This window comes from Pantoea sp. GbtcB22 (assembly GCF_019091025.1).
GTDB lineage: Bacteria > Pseudomonadota > Gammaproteobacteria > Enterobacterales > Enterobacteriaceae > Pantoea > Pantoea leporis.
On sequence record NZ_JAGXKB010000001.1, the window covers coordinates 320,787 to 337,875 of the forward strand.

17 protein-coding genes and 2 tRNA genes are annotated in these 17,089 nt (G+C 52.9%); 10 read left to right on the forward strand and 9 right to left on the reverse strand.

Features of this window, described 5'->3' with window-relative positions; translation table 11 throughout:
• Positions 1-3 precede the first annotated feature (3 nt).
• On the reverse strand, positions 4-1,002 hold the full coding sequence (gene gapA / locus KVT28_RS01525; RefSeq protein ID WP_007889697.1) for a glyceraldehyde-3-phosphate dehydrogenase: 999 nt from the start codon (positions 1,000-1,002) through the stop codon (positions 4-6).
• Between the two features lie 338 nt (positions 1,003-1,340).
• Between gapA and msrB the strand changes: the two genes are divergently transcribed.
• Together msrB and KVT28_RS01535 are read left to right on the forward strand one after the other, a co-directional pair.
• Positions 1,341-1,751: a peptide-methionine (R)-S-oxide reductase MsrB gene (gene msrB / locus KVT28_RS01530; RefSeq protein ID WP_101764216.1), complete on the forward strand. Its 411-nt coding sequence runs from the start codon at positions 1,341-1,343 to the stop codon at positions 1,749-1,751.
• A gap of 2 nt (positions 1,752-1,753) precedes the next feature.
• The gene (locus KVT28_RS01535; protein WP_101764217.1) at positions 1,754-2,035 is read left to right on the forward strand and encodes a YeaC family protein; all 282 of its coding nucleotides are present in this window, start codon (positions 1,754-1,756) and stop codon (positions 2,033-2,035) included.
• A 36-nt stretch (positions 2,036-2,071) separates the two neighbouring features.
• On the opposite strand, the gene pncA is transcribed toward KVT28_RS01535, so the two are convergent.
• The 3 genes from pncA to sppA all read right to left on the reverse strand — a co-directional run bounded on the left by pncA (position 2,072) and on the right by sppA (position 5,654).
• Positions 2,072-2,680 (reverse strand): bifunctional nicotinamidase/pyrazinamidase, encoded by a 609-nt coding sequence (gene pncA / locus KVT28_RS01540; protein WP_101764218.1) that lies wholly within the window; start codon positions 2,678-2,680, stop codon positions 2,072-2,074.
• Between the two features lie 15 nt (positions 2,681-2,695).
• Positions 2,696-3,709 carry an asparaginase gene (gene ansA, locus KVT28_RS01545; protein WP_101764219.1) on the reverse strand — a complete coding sequence of 338 codons (1,014 nt, stop codon included), beginning with the start codon at positions 3,707-3,709 and terminating at the stop codon, positions 2,696-2,698.
• Between the two features lie 85 nt (positions 3,710-3,794).
• Positions 3,795-5,654, reverse strand: coding sequence for a signal peptide peptidase SppA (gene sppA / locus KVT28_RS01550; RefSeq protein WP_101764220.1), 1,860 nt, complete (start codon positions 5,652-5,654; stop codon positions 3,795-3,797).
• A gap of 169 nt (positions 5,655-5,823) precedes the next feature.
• Between sppA and KVT28_RS01555 the strand changes: the two genes are divergently transcribed.
• From KVT28_RS01555 to KVT28_RS01570, 4 genes are all read left to right on the forward strand, one after another.
• Positions 5,824-6,375, forward strand: coding sequence for an NAD(P)H nitroreductase (locus KVT28_RS01555; RefSeq protein WP_110866269.1), 552 nt, complete (start codon positions 5,824-5,826; stop codon positions 6,373-6,375).
• A 153-nt stretch (positions 6,376-6,528) separates the two neighbouring features.
• The gene (selD, locus tag KVT28_RS01560; RefSeq protein ID WP_217546479.1) at positions 6,529-7,572 is read left to right on the forward strand and encodes a selenide, water dikinase SelD; all 1,044 of its coding nucleotides are present in this window, start codon (positions 6,529-6,531) and stop codon (positions 7,570-7,572) included.
• Positions 7,573-7,593: 21 nt separating this feature from the next.
• A complete protein-coding gene (locus tag KVT28_RS01565; protein ID WP_217546481.1) occupies positions 7,594-9,516 on the forward strand; it encodes a DNA topoisomerase III in 1,923 nt (640 codons plus the stop codon).
• Positions 9,516-9,812, forward strand: a complete 297-nt coding sequence (locus KVT28_RS01570) for a YnjH family protein (RefSeq protein WP_137386880.1) — start codon at positions 9,516-9,518, stop codon at positions 9,810-9,812. The genes KVT28_RS01565 and KVT28_RS01570 overlap by 1 nt, the downstream gene beginning before the upstream one ends.
• A 32-nt stretch (positions 9,813-9,844) precedes the next feature.
• Here KVT28_RS01570 and xthA read toward each other — a convergent pair whose 3' ends face one another.
• The 5 genes from xthA to KVT28_RS01595 all read right to left on the reverse strand — a co-directional run bounded on the left by xthA (position 9,845) and on the right by KVT28_RS01595 (position 12,493).
• On the reverse strand, positions 9,845-10,651 hold the full coding sequence (xthA, locus tag KVT28_RS01575) for an exodeoxyribonuclease III (protein ID WP_110866265.1): 807 nt from the start codon (positions 10,649-10,651) through the stop codon (positions 9,845-9,847).
• A 125-nt stretch (positions 10,652-10,776) separates the two neighbouring features.
• Positions 10,777-10,861: transfer RNA gene (locus KVT28_RS01580), tRNA-Tyr, on the reverse strand.
• A gap of 42 nt (positions 10,862-10,903) precedes the next feature.
• Positions 10,904-10,988 (reverse strand) — tRNA-Tyr (locus KVT28_RS01585).
• 143 nt (positions 10,989-11,131) lie between these two features.
• The gene (gene purU, locus KVT28_RS01590) at positions 11,132-11,980 is read right to left on the reverse strand and encodes a formyltetrahydrofolate deformylase (protein WP_101764236.1); all 849 of its coding nucleotides are present in this window, start codon (positions 11,978-11,980) and stop codon (positions 11,132-11,134) included.
• Between the two features lie 57 nt (positions 11,981-12,037).
• The gene (locus KVT28_RS01595; protein WP_101764237.1) at positions 12,038-12,493 is read right to left on the reverse strand and encodes a YchJ family metal-binding protein; all 456 of its coding nucleotides are present in this window, start codon (positions 12,491-12,493) and stop codon (positions 12,038-12,040) included.
• Between the two features lie 96 nt (positions 12,494-12,589).
• On the opposite strand from KVT28_RS01595, the gene rssA reads away from it, so the two are divergent.
• The 4 genes from rssA to KVT28_RS01615 all read left to right on the forward strand — a co-directional run bounded on the left by rssA (position 12,590) and on the right by KVT28_RS01615 (position 17,084).
• Positions 12,590-13,495: a patatin-like phospholipase RssA gene (gene rssA, locus KVT28_RS01600; protein ID WP_101764238.1), complete on the forward strand. Its 906-nt coding sequence runs from the start codon at positions 12,590-12,592 to the stop codon at positions 13,493-13,495.
• 102 nt (positions 13,496-13,597) lie between these two features.
• Positions 13,598-14,614 carry a two-component system response regulator RssB gene (rssB, locus tag KVT28_RS01605; protein ID WP_101764239.1) on the forward strand — a complete coding sequence of 339 codons (1,017 nt, stop codon included), beginning with the start codon at positions 13,598-13,600 and terminating at the stop codon, positions 14,612-14,614.
• Positions 14,615-14,808: 194 nt separating this feature from the next.
• Positions 14,809-15,717 (forward strand): UTP--glucose-1-phosphate uridylyltransferase GalU, encoded by a 909-nt coding sequence (gene galU / locus KVT28_RS01610; RefSeq protein WP_101764240.1) that lies wholly within the window; start codon positions 14,809-14,811, stop codon positions 15,715-15,717.
• A 23-nt stretch (positions 15,718-15,740) separates the two neighbouring features.
• The gene (locus KVT28_RS01615) at positions 15,741-17,084 is read left to right on the forward strand and encodes a UDP-glucose/GDP-mannose dehydrogenase family protein (RefSeq protein ID WP_137385896.1); all 1,344 of its coding nucleotides are present in this window, start codon (positions 15,741-15,743) and stop codon (positions 17,082-17,084) included.
• Positions 17,085-17,089 lie beyond the last annotated feature (5 nt).

Genomic DNA, 17,089 nt, shown 5'->3' on the forward strand with positions numbered 1-17,089 from the left:
AGCTTACTTAGAAGCAACCAGTGCAATCAGATCGAGAACTTTATGTGAGTAGCCAGTTTCGTTATCATACCAGGAAACCAGTTTCACGAAGTTGTCATTCAGAGCGATACCTGCTTTAGCATCGAATACTGAAGTCAGGGTTTCGCCGTTGAAGTCGGTAGAAACCACGTCGTCTTCAATGTAGCCCAGAACGCCTTTCATTTTGCCTTCTGACTCAGCTTTAATCACTGCACAAATTTCTTTGTAGGTCGCTGGTTTTTCCAGGCGAACAGTCAGGTCAACAACAGACACGTTTGGAGTAGGAACGCGGAACGCCATACCGGTCAGTTTGCCGTTCAGCTCTGGCAGAACAACGCCAACTGCTTTAGCTGCACCGGTAGAAGATGGGATGATGTTCTGCGCTGCGCCACGGCCGCCGCGCCAGTCTTTGTGAGACGGGCCATCAACGGTTTTCTGCGTCGCGGTGGTTGCGTGAACGGTGGTCATCAGACCTTCAACGATACCGAAGTTGTCGTTGATAACTTTAGCCAGTGGAGCCAGGCAGTTAGTGGTGCAAGACGCGTTAGAAACGATGTCCTGGCCAGCATATTTGTCAAAGTTAGCGCCACGTACGAACATCGGGGTGCTGTCTTTAGATGGACCAGTCAGAACCACTTTCTTCGCGCCAGCAGTGATGTGTTTACGTGCAGTTTCGTCGGTCAGGAAGATACCGGTCGCTTCAGCAACAACGTCAACACCCACTTCGTCCCACTTCAGGTTAGCCGGGTCTTTCTCAGCGGTAACACGGATTTTCTTACCGTTAACAATCAGTGCACCGTCTTTCACTTCTACAGTGCCGTCAAAACGACCGTGAGTAGAGTCATACTTCAGCATGTATGCCATGTAATCGGCGTCGAGCAGATCGTTGATCGCGACGATTTCGATGTCAGAACGCTGCTGCGCAGCACGGAAAACGATGCGACCGATACGGCCAAAACCGTTAATACCTACTTTGATAGTCATATATTCCACCAGCTATTTGTTAGTGAATAAAAGGTTGGCTGTAAAATTACAAAAACCTTACCAGGCGTCAAGCGGAATCGTGTCAATTGTTGCGACAGGTCAATTCCAACACCAGGAATAATTCGTTGCGCAATCGCTTACGCAGCACCCTTATTGCGCGCCTATGTTACGCCGAATGCGGGCTGAAAAGGGATGACTTTTGCAAAGGGTGATCGCCATCACAAAATCGTGCTGTGGAACAGATGTCGGAGGCGTTAGCACGAAAAAAGACCCGATAGATGTTGTACGTTTGTTAGAATACTAGTCGATTTTTTCAGAATGACACTCCGGAACTCAAAATGGCTAAAGACACCGCACCCGACGCAAAAATTGCGCAGCTTTCCGAAATGCAGCGCTATGTCACTCAGCATCGTGGAACGGAGCCCCCTTTCTCGGGCGCCTTGCTGCACAACAAGCAGGAAGGGATTTACCACTGCTTAGTTTGTAATTCGCCGCTGTTTCTCTCCGAAACCAAATACGATTCAGGCTGTGGCTGGCCAAGTTTCTATCAGCCCTTCAGTGACGACGCTATCCGCTATCTGGAAGATGATTCACACGGCATGCAACGGGTTGAGATTCGCTGTGGCAACTGTGATGCGCATTTGGGACATGTGTTCCCGGATGGCCCACAACCGAGCGGCGAGCGCTACTGCGTGAACTCCGCCTCGCTAAACTTCACTGATGAGCAGGGCAATCAGCAAGAGGGCTAAGCATGAAACAGGAACTGGAAGCGATGCTGGAGGCGATGACGCCGGAAGTGTACGAGCGGCTCTCCACGGCGGTTGAAATCGGCAAATGGCCAGATGGCGTCGCGCTGACGCCAGAGCAGAAAGAGAATTGTCTGCAGCTGGTGATGTTGTGGCAGGCTCGCCACAATGACGATCCGCAACATATGACCATTAGCAAAGGTGGGGATATGGTGATGAAATCGAAGAAACAGCTGAAAGAAGAGTTTGGCATTGAGCCCGACGTCACGCGCATCAACCTGCACTAAAAATCAAAAGGGCTGGTTCTCACCAGCCCCTTATTTTCAGATTAATACCGCACCTTGTGCTTCCATCTGAGCGAAAGCAATTTCACTGTCATCCGGATTCAGGTTCACACCGCGGCAGCCCTCTTTAACCACCTCCACGTTGTAACCTAACTCCAGCGCATCCAGCACGCTGTATTTGACGCAGTAATCGGTCGCAATACCCAGCATCACTAAATCGCTAATGCCGCGCTCGCGCAGCCAACTGTCGAGTTCTGTCTTGCGTCGATGGCCGTTATCGAAGAAGGCGCTGTAGCTATCCACCTCAACATCGCCCCCTTTATGAAACACGGCATCAATCAGAGAGCGATCGAGATCGGGATGAAAATCCGCCCCGACAGAATTCTCAATACCGTGATCGGGCCACCAGATCTGCGCTAAACCGTTTAATTCGCCGAGCGTGTAGACCGGCTCGCCGGAGATCGAGGCGAAGCTGCCGTGATTGGCTGGATGCCAGTCTTGCAATGCCACCACACATTCACCCCGATCGTGAAACTCACGCGCAAATCGATTGGCGACGGCAACCGTTTGGTCACCCTCACGCACCGCCATTGGGCCGCCGGGGCAAAAATCGTTCTGAATATCGATGATTATCAATGCCCGCTTCATTGGTTTCGCTCCGTATCAATCTTCGGTCAGTTCGCCGCGTAAATTCTGCTGCATTTTGGCACGAATTTCCGCGCTGGTAAGGTTCTGACTCAATAAAAAATGCAGTTTGGTTAATGTGGCCTCAACGGTGAGATCAAAGCCGCTGATCACGCCCGCATGCTCAAGCGCATTGCCGGTGGCATAGCCGCCCATATTCACTTTGCCGGACATACACTGTGTCAGATTCACCACCACGATGCCGCGATCGCTGGCCTGTTGCAGTTCCGAAAGGAACTCGGCATTTTGCGGCGCGTTGCCAACGCCGTAAGAGCGCAGGATCAAGGCTTTCACCGGCTGACGCAGGAAATTACCCACCACGTCGGCAGAAATACCCGGATAAATCGTCACCACGCCAATCGGCTGTGGCGTAATCGGATGCACAATCAGCTCGCCATGACCTTGCGGTGCGGGCGGGGTATTTAACCGGCGGATATGAATACCCGCTTCCAGCAAAGGCGCAAGGTTTGGCGATGCGAAGGCATTAAAGCCGTCAGCATGTGCCTTAGTGGTACGGTTGCCGCGGAATAGCGTGTTGTTGAAAAACAGGGCAACTTCACTGATCGGATAATTGGCCGCCACATACAGCGAGTTCAGCAGGTTTTGCTGCCCATCAGAACGCAATTCTGCCAGGGGAATTTGCGAGCCGGTGACAATCACCGGCTTAGCGAGGTTCTCCAGCATAAAGGAGAGCGCCGAAGCGGTGAAAGCCATGGTGTCGGTACCATGCAAAATCACAAAGCCATCGTAGCGATCGTAGTTTTGCTTAATATCGTTCGCAATCGATTGCCAATCCTGCGGCGTCATGTCCGAGGAGTCCATCAGCGGCTGATATTCATGGATGGTGAAATCCGGCATTTCAGGCCGATGGAATTCGGGCATGTTTGCCAGCTGCTGTTGCAGATGACCCGATACCGGAATGTAGCCCTGCGCAGAGCGCTGCATCCCGATGGTGCCGCCGGTGTAGGCTACGTAGATATTTTTCTTTTGCATGAAGGAACTCAGACTTGCCGTAAAACGCGCAGTATAAGGGGATTGCGAACGAAAAGCAGCCCGACCAGCGGCCGGGCTGTAAAGATTAGCGTACGTTGCCGCAGTTCAGGCAGAAAGCGTAGCGATTTTGCGGATCGTTGAGGTTATTCAGTAAGCCAGGTTGCTGTTTCATTGCGCTCATTACGTCCAGCATTGGCGCAGGCAGCCAGACTTTCAGCGCAGCCGGCAACACCGACTGAACCGACGCGTTCATCTGATTCAGCAGCAGATCGATCATGCCCGGATCGTCCTGATACCAGCTCAACTCCGGCTTAGCGACTTTCGCCAGCTCAGCAGCTTTCGCCACGGCATCATCAAAGTCTCCCAACGCATCGACCAAACCATTGGCTTTCGCATCGCTACCGGTCCAGACGTGACCCTGCGCAATCGCATTGATCTCCTCAGGCGTTTTGTGACGCGAGGCCGCCACCAGGCCAACGAAATTACGATAGCCGTTCTCAATGGTCAGCTGCATCAGCTGCTGCACTTCAGTTGGCAGTGCTTTGGTGGTGGCGACGTCCGCCAGCGGTGATGTGGCAACGCCGTCAGTATGCACACCCACCGAACTCAGGCTGTTTTCAACGGTGTTAATCACGCCAAAGATACCGATGGAACCGGTCAGCGTGCTGGGTGCCGCCACGATGTAATCGGCAGGCGTTGAAATCCAGTAACCGCCGGAAGCCGCCATGCCACCCATTGAGACGACCACCGGTTTACCCGCATCGTGGGCTGCCGCCAGCTCTTCACGAATCGCTTCCGATGCCGTGACGCTGCCGCCAGGGCTGTTGACACGCAACACAATGGCTTTGATTTTAGCATCCAGGCGCGCATCGCGGATTTGCGACGCCGTGGTATCACCGCCGACGTTTCCGGCACTCTCTTCACCGTCCATAATCGCACCGCTGGCGAGGATCACGGCGATATTGCCATCCTGGCTCTGCGGCGGCTGTTTAACGGTGTAATCGTAGATACTCACGCTACGGTAATCGTTATTCGCCTTATCCCAGCCGAAGGTTTTCACCAGTTCCTGATCGGCGGCTGCACGCGTATCCAGTACATCCACCAATTTATTATTCAGCGCATATTTCGCGGTATCACCTTGCACCGCTTGCAAGCCGCTAATGATGCCGGCTGCACCTGGGAACAGCTGTTCTGGTGTAATTTGACGATTGGCTGCCACAGTATTCAGGTAATTCTGCCACAGCTGGCCAATCCAGCGCCCATCAGCGTCGCGCGCTTCCGGTGACATATCGTCACGCAGGAACGGCTCAACCGCAGACTTATAAGTGCCTACACGGAATACATGCGAATTAACTTTCAGCTTTTCCAGCAAAGTCTTGTAGTACAGGCCGTTGGTGGCGAAACCGTGTAGATCAACCGTGCCCTGAGGTGAGAGATACACCTTGTTGGCGTAACTGGCGATGTAGTATTGCGCCTGGCTGTAACTGTCGCCGACTGCATAAATAGGTTTGCCGGCGTCACGGAATTCGCGCAGTGCTTTACCCACATATTGCAGCGAAGGTTGATCGCCACCGGCAAAGTCACGCAGCTCCAGCACGATGCCAGTGATGTTTTTATCGGTTTTTGCCTGGCGGATCGCATCGACGACATCGAACAGGGAATTCTCCTGCAGGCGATCGCTATTTGCGCCTAACAGTTGACGGCTGATACGACTTAGACGATTGCTGACGGAAGGTTTATCGACCAGCACTCCACTCAGATCGATTTTCAATGCGCCTTGCTGTACAGGCTCACTGTTGTTGGAACTGGAAACCTGCAGCCAAATCCCGACGCCCGCCAGGATCAAAACAATAAGAAATAAATTAAGAATAAATTCCCGAATAAAATTCAGTACCCGCCAGGTCCAGCGGAACAGACCGGAAATAATTCGCCACAAAGTGCGCATAAACTCTCCATATTCACGTAGCAGGGCAGCCAGCACGCGGTCTGCCCCGATGTCGGGTTCATCCTAAAGAGCGGCGTGCGAAAAGTCAGCAGGAAATCGCGCCAGACTGTTACAAAAGATCGTGCTGTGCCAGGATTAGCCCACGCTTTTTATTCACGGGAGAAGAATAATGGATGCATTGGATTTATTAGTTAATCGCCGCTCGGCGTCTCGTCTGGCAGAACCGGCTCCGGCAGGTGAAGCGTTGCAAAATATTCTGCACGCCGCGATGCGCGCCCCCGATCACGGTACGCTGCAGCCATGGCGTTTCATTATTGTCGAAAATGAGGGGCGCGAGCGCTTTGCTAACTTGCTGGAACAGGCCGCGCGTGACAGCAATCTTGAGCAGAAGGCGATTGACAAAGCAGCCTCCGCGCCTTATCGCGCGCCGATGATCATCACCGTGGTGGCGCATTGTGAAGAGAACGCCAAAGTGCCGCAGTGGGAGCAACTGGCGTCTGCCAGCTGTGCAGTGATGGCGATGCAGATGGCCGCCGTGGCGCAAGGTTTTAATGGCATCTGGCGCAGCGGTCCGTGGACCGATCATCCGTCCGTGCGCGAAGCCTTTGGCTGCCGCGAGCAAGATGCGATTGTCGGTTTCCTCTATCTCGGCACGCCGCAGTTGAAAGCCAACACCACCGTGGTTGCGCCGGACACCGCGCAGTTTGTCAGTTATTTCTGACAGACAATGCTGGACTTTTGCGGCAGGTTAGGCGCCGTTGCAAAGATTGCACAGAGCCTGTGCGAAAGATCGAGGTTAGGTCGTGCAACACTTACTCCCAACTGACAGCCAGGCTAACATAGCGCCTTCTGTTCATCGCATAAGGAAGTCGCCATGAGTGAACCTGTTCGTTTAACGCAATACAGCCACGGTGCGGGTTGTGGGTGCAAGATTTCGCCGCAGGTGTTGGAAACCATTCTGCGCAGTGAGCTCAGCCCGTTTCACGATCCGCAACTGCTGGTTGGCAATGAAACGCGTGATGATGCTGCAGTCTACGATCTCGGCAACGGTACTGCGGTGGTAAGCACCACCGACTTCTTTATGCCGATCGTCGACGATCCTTTTACCTTTGGTCGTATCGCCGCCACTAACGCCATCAGCGATATCTACGCCATGGGCGGGAAACCCATCATGGCGATCGCTATATTAGGCTGGCCGGTGAATCTACTGAGTCCGGAAGTGGCGCAGCAGGTGGTCGAGGGCGGGCGTGCCGCTTGTCAGGCGGCGGGAATCGCCCTGGCGGGCGGCCATTCGATTGATGCGCCAGAGCCGATCTTCGGCCTGGCCGTAACCGGTATCGTCGATGTGGCGCGGGTGAAAAAGAACAGCGCGGCGCAGGCCGGTTGTCAGCTTTTCCTCACCAAACCATTAGGCATTGGCATTCTCACTACCGCGGAGAAAAAAGGCCTGCTGCGGCCTGAACACCGTTCGCTGGCTGCCGATGTGATGTGCCAGCTGAATAAAGCCGGAGCGGAGTTCGCCAAACTGGCGGGCATCAGCGCGATGACCGATGTCACCGGTTTTGGCTTGCTCGGCCATTTAAGTGAAATCTGCCAGGGTTCAGGATTGCGTGCCGAAGTGATTGCAGCGCAGGTACCGCGCCTGGCGGGCGTCGATGACTATATCGCTGCGGGAGCGGTGCCCGGTGGCACCAGCCGCAACTTCGCCAGCTATGGCGAGCAGGTTTCACCCTTAGATGATGCCACCCGCGCGTTGCTGTGCGATCCACAAACCTCCGGTGGTCTGCTGGTGGCGGTTCAACCCAGCGCCATTGAGGCATTCCAGCGCTGCGCCTCTGCAGCAGGCGTGCAAGCAACGTCGATTGGCGAACTGTTTGCCGCTAGAGCCGATCGTCCACTGATTACCGTAGTTACCTGACGTTAAGGAACGACGCCATCCATGCGTTTGTTTATTGCCGAAAAACCCAGCTTAGCGCGTGCGATTGCCGACGTGTTGCCAAAACCGCATCGACGCGGAGACGGCTATATTGCCTGCGGGAATGACCAGGTTGTGACCTGGTGTGTTGGGCACCTGCTGGAGCAGGCGCAGCCCGACATTTATGACAGCCGCTATGCGCGCTGGAATCTGGCTGATTTACCGATTATTCCGGAAAAATGGCGCTTGCAGCCACGTCCATCCGTAGCGAAGCAGTTGAAAGTGATTGAAGGCCTGCTGCAACAAGCCAGCATGGTGGTGCATGCGGGTGACCCCGATCGTGAAGGTCAACTGCTGGTGGATGAAGTGCTGGATTACCTGCAGCTCGCACCAGAGAAACGTAAAGCGGTGCAGCGCTGCCTGATTAACGATCTTAATCCTTCGGCGGTTGAACGTGCGGTTGGGCGCTTACGTGAGAACCGCGAATTCATTCCGCTGTGTGTGTCTGCGTTAGCGCGTGCGCGCGCCGACTGGCTGTACGGCATCAACATGACGCGCGCCTTTACCTTGCTGGGCCGTAACGCCGGTTACGACGGCGTGCTGTCGGTTGGCCGCGTGCAGACGCCGGTGCTGGGTTTAGTGGTGCGCCGCGATGAAGAGATCGAAAACTTTATCCCTAAGGACTATTTCGAAGTTAAAGCGCACATCGTCACGCCAAAAGACGAGCGTTTTGTCGCAACATGGGTGCCAAGCGATGCTTGCGAGCCGTGGCAGGATGAAGAGGGGCGTTTGCTGCATCGTCCGCTGGCGGATCACGTGCTTGAGCGCATTAATGGTAAGCCGGCGCTGGTCACCGGATATAACGACAAACGTGAATCCGATACCGCACCGCTGCCATTTTCGCTTTCTGGACTGCAGATCGAAGCCGGTAAGCGCTTTGGCCTCAGCGCGCAGAACGTACTGGATTGCTGTCAGCGGCTGTATGAAACCCATAAGTTGATCACCTACCCGCGTTCCGATAGCCGCTATCTGCCCGATGAGCACTTTGCCGGACGCCATGCGGTGCTGAACGCCATTCAGGCGCATCAGCCCAATCTGTCACCGCCAGCGGATTTCAATCCCGATCAGAAGAACCGCTGCTGGGACGACAAAAAGGTCGATGCGCACCATGCCATCATTCCCACTGCGCGCGCCAGTAAGGTTAGTCTGACCGAAAATGAGGCCAATATTTACGGATTGATCGCCCGCCAGTATTTAATGCAGTTTTGCCCGGATGCGGTGTTCCGCAAATGCGTTATTGATCTTGATATCGGCGGCGGAAAATTTATCGCCAAAGCGCGTTTTCTGGCCGAAGCCGGCTGGCGTGCGCTGCTCGGCAGCAAAGAGCGTGACGAGGAGAACGATGGCACGCCGCTGCCGGTCGTCGCTAAGGGTGATGAGCTGCTGTGCGAGCGCGGCGAAGTGCTGGCGAAGCAGACGCAACCGCCGCGTCCGTTTACCGATGCGACGCTGTTGTCTGCGATGACCGGCATCGCCCGCTTTGTGCAGGATAAAGAATTAAAGAAAGTGCTGCGTGCAACCGATGGTTTAGGTACGGAAGCGACGCGTGCGGGCATTATCGAATTGCTGTTTCGCCGCACTTTCCTGGTGAAAAAAGGCCGTTATATTCATTCAACGGATGCGGGCAGGGCGTTGATCCATGCACTGCCAGAAATGGCCGCCCGGCCCGATATGACGGCGCAATGGGAATCGACGCTTACCCGGATTAGCGAGAAGTCTTGTCGCTATGATGAGTTTATGCAGCCGCTGGTCAGCACCTTGATTGGGCTGATTGGTGAAGCACGCCAGCGACCGTCGTTACAGGCCTTTCGCGGATTGACAGCGCCTGGGGCCAAAAAGAAAGCCAAACCGAAAACGGCTCGTCGCAAAACCAAGGAGACAGAGTGATGCGTTATGCAATGATGTTGCTGGGCGGATTGCTGTTATGCAGCACCTCGGCGCTGGCCAACCGCCAGCCGGAAAACAATCGTATGGGCAATACCGATGTGGTGGTGGATCTGCCGCCAGAAGCTTGGACACAAGGGCAAAACAATCGTCAGAGCAATTGCATGCAGTGCTGTACCTATGAGAACCGCAGTTATTCTGAAGGTGCGGTGGTCAAAGCAGAAGGCGTGTTATTGCAGTGCGGCAGGGATGAGAAGGTATTAGGCACTAATCCGCTTATCTGGAAAATCATCAAATAAAAGCGCGTGGCGCCAGACGCCACGCTGCTTCATCACAGCTTAAATGTCGACCAAACCGGGGCGTGATCCGACGGTTTTTCCATGCTGCGGATATCGTAATCGATGCCACTCTCAATGCAGCGCGAGGCAAGCGGTTGGCTTGCCAGCAGCAGATCAATGCGCAGACCACGGTTGTCGTCAAAGCCTTTCGAACGGTAGTCAAACCATGAGAAACGATCGTTGGTTTCCGGGAACTTAGCGCGCCAGGTATCTACTAAACCCCACTTTAGCAAGCGATCCATCCACTCGCGCTCCTCAGGCAGGAACGAGCATTTTCCGGTACGCAGCCAGCGTTTACGATTGTCTTCACCAATGCCGATGTCAAAATCGGTGCTGCTGATGTTCATGTCGCCCATGATCAATACCGGTTTATCCACGGCTAGCTGTTGCTCAAGATAGCTTTGCAGATCGCGATAAAACTTCTCTTTCGCCGGGAACTTGGTGGGATGGTCGCGGCTTTCACCCTGCGGAAAATAACCGTTGATCACCGTGATATCACCAATCGGACTCGGGATTTCCGCCATGATCAAACGACGCTGTGCATCTTCCTCATCGCCAGGGAAACCACGGTAGACGTTGACAGGCTCAGCTTTGGTCAGCAGCGCGACGCCGTAATGACCTTTCTGTCCATGATAAAACACGTGATAACCCAGTTTGCTGACGTCTTCGAGCGGAAACATATCGTCATGCACTTTGGTTTCCTGCAAGCCGATGACATCGGGTTGATGCTGTTCAACCAGCGCGGCTAATTGATGAGGACGCGCACGCAAGCCGTTGATGTTGAAAGAGACAAATTTCATTTCGCTGCCATTTTTATCCGCAAAAGTATGGCGCGATGGTAACGAGTTTTTGGGCAAAAGTCATGGTGTGAAACAGGAGGTTACAACGATTAAAACAAGTGGGAAAAACAGGAGAATGGTATTGATGGTGGTGGGAGAAGGATTCGAACCTTCGAAGTCTGTGACGGCAGATTTACAGTCTGCTCCCTTTGGCCGCTCGGGAATCCCACCGGGGATATGACATATTGTGGCTTCAGGCAGAGACGATTCAGATGGTGGTGGGAGAAGGATTCGAACCTTCGAAGTCTGTGACGGCAGATTTACAGTCTGCTCCCTTTGGCCGCTCGGGAATCCCACCACTGGCCTGAATCATTGCGTCTTAAGCGGGGCGCATCATAACAAATGCGCTCAGCCTGTAAAGCGCCGTCACTGAAAATAAAAACTGTTTGCCCACTTTTTATGCGTGGCGCTGAAGAGTTGTGCAGTTCAGCGCCGAAGTGGTTAAAGAATGATCGTGCGGTTGCCGTAAACGAACACGCGCTGGCCTAACACTTTATACAGCGCGCGGCTCAGCACATTCTTCTCAACATCTCGTCCTGCACGCATCATCTCTTCTGCGGTGTAGCTATGATCGACGTTGATCACGTCCTGCATGATAATTGGACCTTCATCGAGGTTATCGTTCACGTAGTGCGCGGTAGCGCCGATGATTTTCACGCCGCGCTCATAAGCCTGATGATACGGACGCGCGCCAATGAACGCCGGCAAGAAGGAGTGGTGAATATTGATGATCTGGTTTGGATAACGTTGCACAAAGGCGGGCGTCAACACGCGCATATATTTTGCCAGCACCACGTAATCAGGCTGATAACGGTCAATTTCATCCGCCATGCGGTTGTCGTGCTCTTCACGCGTGTGGCCTTCGTGGCTCACCATCACAAACGGAATATCGAAACGTTCAACCAGTGAACGCAGCGTTTCGTGGTTACCGATGACTGCAGCAATCTCCATATCCAGACCGCCAAAAGCGCTTTTCATTAGCAGATCGCCCAGGCAATGCGCCTCTTTGGTCACCAGAATCACGACACGGCGACGACCGGCACTTTGCAGTTCACGCACTGAACCGACGGGTAGCGCGCTATCGAGATCGGCCAGCAAGGTATTGTCGTTGAAAATGCCTTCCAGCTCGGTGCGCATGAAAAAGCGTCCGGTGCGGTGATCGACAAACTCATTGTTCTGCACAATGTTGAGTTCGTGCTTGTAGCAAATGTTGGTGATCTTGGCGATCAAACCTTTCGCATCAGGGCAAATGGTTCGTAAAACTTTTCGTTGGATGGTTTGCGCTTGCATCTCGATCAGAGTCCTGTCAAAGCGATGAATGGTAAAGCCGTTGTGTATCTGTCCAGATTACCCACAACATTTTTTGTATTTTTTATCGGCGCCACAAGGACAGCGATCGTTACGTCCCAACTCAGGCGTTGTTCCGTCGACATAGTACCAGCGTTGATCCTCGCGAAGAAAGCGCGAACATTCATAGATGGCTGAAGTGCGGCCTTTTTCGAGGTAACGCGCAAAAAACGTCACGAAGGCTTCATTCTCGTGGCTTCCATGATTACAACGAGTTACATTCAAGCCCAGCCATTCAGTACCGGCAAAACTTTCGGATAATAACGTCTCAAGGTCGGCCACGCGTTTACTGGAGTGCCAGGTTTTCGCCAGCCACGCGGCATCTTTCACGACGTAAGCGGTGTAACGTGAGCGCATTAATTGTTCCGCGCTGGACGGGTTCGCTTGGCCATTCAGAAAGGGTTGGCAACATACGCTATACTCCTTTCCGCTGCAGCAAGGGCACTTTTCAGACACGTCATCTCCTGGAAGTGATTAAAGTAAATTTAAGCGTGCGCTATGGTAGCCGACTGTCAGGCGTGATGCTACGTACCATGCCAATCATGAGGTGAGATGAGAAAGGTCAGGATTGGGCTGGCACTGGGTTCAGGTGCTGCCAAAGGTTGGTCCCACATCGGCGTGATCAATGCGCTGGAACGCGCAGGGATTGAAATCGATGTGGTGGCCGGATGTTCTGTTGGCGCGTTGGTCGGTTCGGCTTACGTGAATGGACGGCTGGGCGTGATGGAGAAGTGGGTGAGTGCATTCCGTTATTGGGATGTCATTCGATTAATGGACCTGTCGTGGCAGCGCGGTGGTTTATTGCGCGGCGACCGGGTGTTTAGCCACATCCGCCAGCTGATTCCCAACGACCTCATCGATGAGTGCGATAAGCCATTTGGCGTCGTCGCGACCAATCTCAGTACCGGACGAGAAGTGTGGTTGACCGAAGGCGATTTGCATCAAGCTGTGCGTGCGTCCTGTAGTATGCCAGGCTTATTGCCACCCATTGCTTACAATGGATACTGGTTGGTGGATGGCGCGGTGGTGAATCCCGTGCCGATCTCATTAACCCGCGCATTGGGTGCTGACATCGTTATCGCCGTGGATTTACAGCATGACGCACATCTGATGCAACAGGATTTATTGTCAGTTACGCCGCAGAGCGGTGAAGAAGCGGCGGCAGTAGAAGCGCTGAGCTGGGGAAAGAAACTGCGTCAACGCCTGATTGGCCTGACGCATCGCCGTGCTAATCAAACGCCGGGTGCGATGGAGATTATGTCGACATCAATCCAGGTTCTGGAAAATCGCCTGAAACGTAACCGCATGGCGGGCGATCCGCCGGATGTGCTGATTCAGCCGTTTTGTCCACAAATTTCCACACTGGACTTCCATCGTGCAGAAGAAGCCATTGCGGCTGGCAAGGCCGCCGTTGAGAAAAAAATGGATGAACTATTACCGCTGGTCCGTGGCAGATAGTCAGGTTGTTCATTCACAGGTGTTGCGACTTCAGCCAATTCTGAAAGGCGCAACGGCATTTTATGAACCACTATTGAATTATCTGGTACGCAGGGGGAGAGAATGGAAAAACCGCTAATCGGCAAAAAGATACTCATTGTCGAAGATGAGGTCGTTTTCCGTTCATTGATAGACAATTTATTAACCAGCTTAGGTGCAACAACGCTTGAGGCAGGTGATGGTGTTGATGGCTTAACCTTGTTGTCGGCGCAGTCAGTGGATCTGGTTATTTGCGACCTTGAAATGCCGCGTATGGGCGGTATCCCGTTCGTTGAACGTCTTCGCACGCGCGGCAACAATGTGCCCATTCTGATTATCTCCGCCACACAAAATATGGCGGACATCGCGCATGTGTTGCGTTTGGGCGTGCAGGACGTATTGCTAAAACCGCTCAAAAATATGGAACGTTTCCGTGAAGCGGTGTTTGAGTGTCTCTATCCATCCATGTTTACCTCCAAAGTCGAGGAGGATGAACAACTGTTTCAGGATTGGGATGCGCTGGTCAGCGATCCGCTGGCGGCATCTAAATTACTCAAACAGCTCCAGCCGCCGGTGCAGCAAACCATTGCCAATTGTCGTATCAATTACCGTCAGCTCACCATGGCGGAACAGCCGGGCTTAGTACTGGATATCGCGGCGCTGTCAGATAACGATTTGGCATTCTATTGCCTTGATGTAACGCGCGCTGGCGATAATGGCGTGTTAGCCGCGCTGTTACTGCGCGCACTATTTAATGGTTTGCTGCAGGAGCAGCTCTCCGGCCAGAAGCAGCGACTGCCTGAGTTAAATGGGCTGCTGCGTCAGGTCAACATGCTGTTAAGGCAGGCGAATCTAAGCGGGCAGTTCCCGTTGCTGGTGGGCTATTATCATCGCCAGTTAAAAAACCTAATCCTGGTTTCAGCAGGGCTCAACGCGACGTTGCATGTCAATACTCATCAAATCCAACTCAGTAATGGTGTGCCGCTTGGTACTATGGGCAGCACTCATCTTAATCAAATCAGCCAACGTGCCGACGCCTGGCAGTGTCATATTTGGGGCGCCGGAGGCAGGTTACGTTTGATGCTTTCAGCCGAAGAATAACCGGTTAGATTTAATTTTTCCGTGGGTTAAAGACAGGACCAGGAGCAAGCTTTACACTTGGGTAATAGTCCTAAATTCCTTGGATTAACTTCTTCCAGGATAATTCCACCTGATAGTAACTGATATACTCATTTCGTTTTTAAACCGACATATCAAGTATTAACTTGAACGGCCTATTAAGAGAGGTATTTTTGATGTCTGCCTATAAGACTAAAGTTAAAAAAGCGGTAATCCCAGTTGCAGGCCTCGGCACGCGTATGCTGCCTGCGACCAAAGCTATTCCAAAAGAGATGTTACCGTTGGTCGATAAGCCGTTGATCCAGTATGTCGTAAATGAGTGCATTGCAGCAGGCATTAACGAGATTGTGCTGGTTACGCACTCTTCTAAAAACGCCATCGAAAACCACTTTGATACCAGTTTTGAGCTGGAATCTATGCTGGAAAAACGTGTTAAGCGTCAGCTGCTGGACGAAATCCAGTCAATCTGCCCTCCACACGTCACCATCATGCAGGTTCGTCAGGGGATCGCGAAAGGCCTGGGCCACGCAGTAATGTGCGCACATCCGCTGATTGGTGATGAGCCGTTCGCCGTAATCCTGCCAGACGTAATCATCGACGAATACGAATCTGATCCAACCAAAGACAACCTGGCAGAGATGCTGGCTCGTTACGAAGAGAGCGGCCGCAGCCAGATCATGGTCGAGCCGGTTGCTGATGTAACCGCTTACGGTGTAGTTGATTGCCAGGGTGCTGAACTCTCTGCAGGTCAGAGCGCGCCAATGGTTGGCGTGGTTGAGAAGCCTAAAGCTTCAGAAGCCCCATCAAACCTGGCCGTTGTAGGACGTTACGTGTTGTCTGCTGAAATCTGGCCGCTGCTGGCGAAAACGCCTCCAGGTGCAGGTGGCGAAGTTCAGCTGACTGACTCCATTGCGATGCTGATGGAAAAAGAGACCGTTGAAGCTTATCACCTGAACGGTGTCAGCCATGACTGCGGTAACAAACTGGGTTACATGCAAGCGTTTGTTGAGTACGGCGTTCGCCATCCAGTGCTGGGTAAAGATTTCACCCAGTGGCTTGAAGGCGCGGTAGGCAACAAAAAGTAACTCAATAAACACAGGATAATTCAATGAAAGTCACTGTATTTGGTATCGGCTATGTCGGTCTGGTTCAGGCTGCGGTGTTGGCCGAAGTCGGACATGACGTTCTCTGCATTGATGTCGACGAAAAGAAAGTCGAGAACTTAAAGAAAGGCAATATTCCGATCTTTGAACCAGGCCTGACGCCGCTTGTTATGTCTAATTACGAGTCGGGTCGCCTGAAGTTCAGTACGAATGCGGAAGAAGGCGTTAATCATGGCGTGATGCAATTTATCGCCGTGGGTACGCCACCGGATGAAGACGGTTCTGCCGATCTGAAGTATGTGACTGCCGTTGCTCGCACGATTGCGCAGCACATGAACGATCACAAAGTTGTTATCGACAAATCTACTGTACCAGTGGGTACCGCAGATCGCGTGCGAGCGGTAATGACGGAAACCCTGCAAAAGCGTGATGCAAACATCGCTTTTGACGTGGTATCAAACCCGGAATTCCTCAAAGAAGGTGCGGCAGTCAATGACTGCATGCGTCCTGAACGTATCGTTGTCGGTACCGATAATGATGAAGTGGTTGAGCTGCTACGCGAGCTGTACGAGCCGTTCAACCGTAATCATGATCGTATGATTTTGATGGACATTCGTAGTGCAGAGCTGACCAAATATGCGGCTAACTGCATGCTGGCAACCAAAATTAGCTTCATGAACGAGATCTCAAACCTGGCAGAACGTCTGGGAGCCGACGTTGAGAAAGTTCGCCAGGGTATTGGTTCAGATTCACGTATTGGTTATCACTTCATCTATCCTGGCTGCGGCTATGGCGGTTCTTGTTTCCCGAAAGACGTGCAGGCGCTGATTCGTACTGCTGAGTCAATTGGTTACACTCCGCGTCTACTGCAGGCGGTTGAAGACGTTAACGACTCGCAGAAGAACAAGCTGCCTACATTTATCAAACGCCATTTTGGCGACGATTTGCGCGGCAAAACCTTTGCTCTGTGGGGACTGGCGTTCAAACCGAACACTGACGATATGCGTGAAGCCTCCAGCCGCGTTCTGATGGAGACGCTGTGGGAAGCCGGGGCAACGGTTCAGGCGTTCGACCCAGAAGCGATGGACGAAGCGCAACGCATTTACGGACATCGTAACGATCTGAAGTTGATGGGTACTAAGGAAGCCGCGCTGCAGGGTGCGGATGGCTTAGTGATCTGTACTGAGTGGCAAAACTTCCGTGCGCCAGACTTTGACGTTATTAAAAGTGCGTTAAAAGAACCCGTGATTTTTGATGGTCGTAACCTGTATGATCCTGAGCGTATCAGCAAGCGCGGTTTCACGTACTATGCAATCGGCCGCGGAGCGTCAATTAAAATCGTAGAATAATGAGG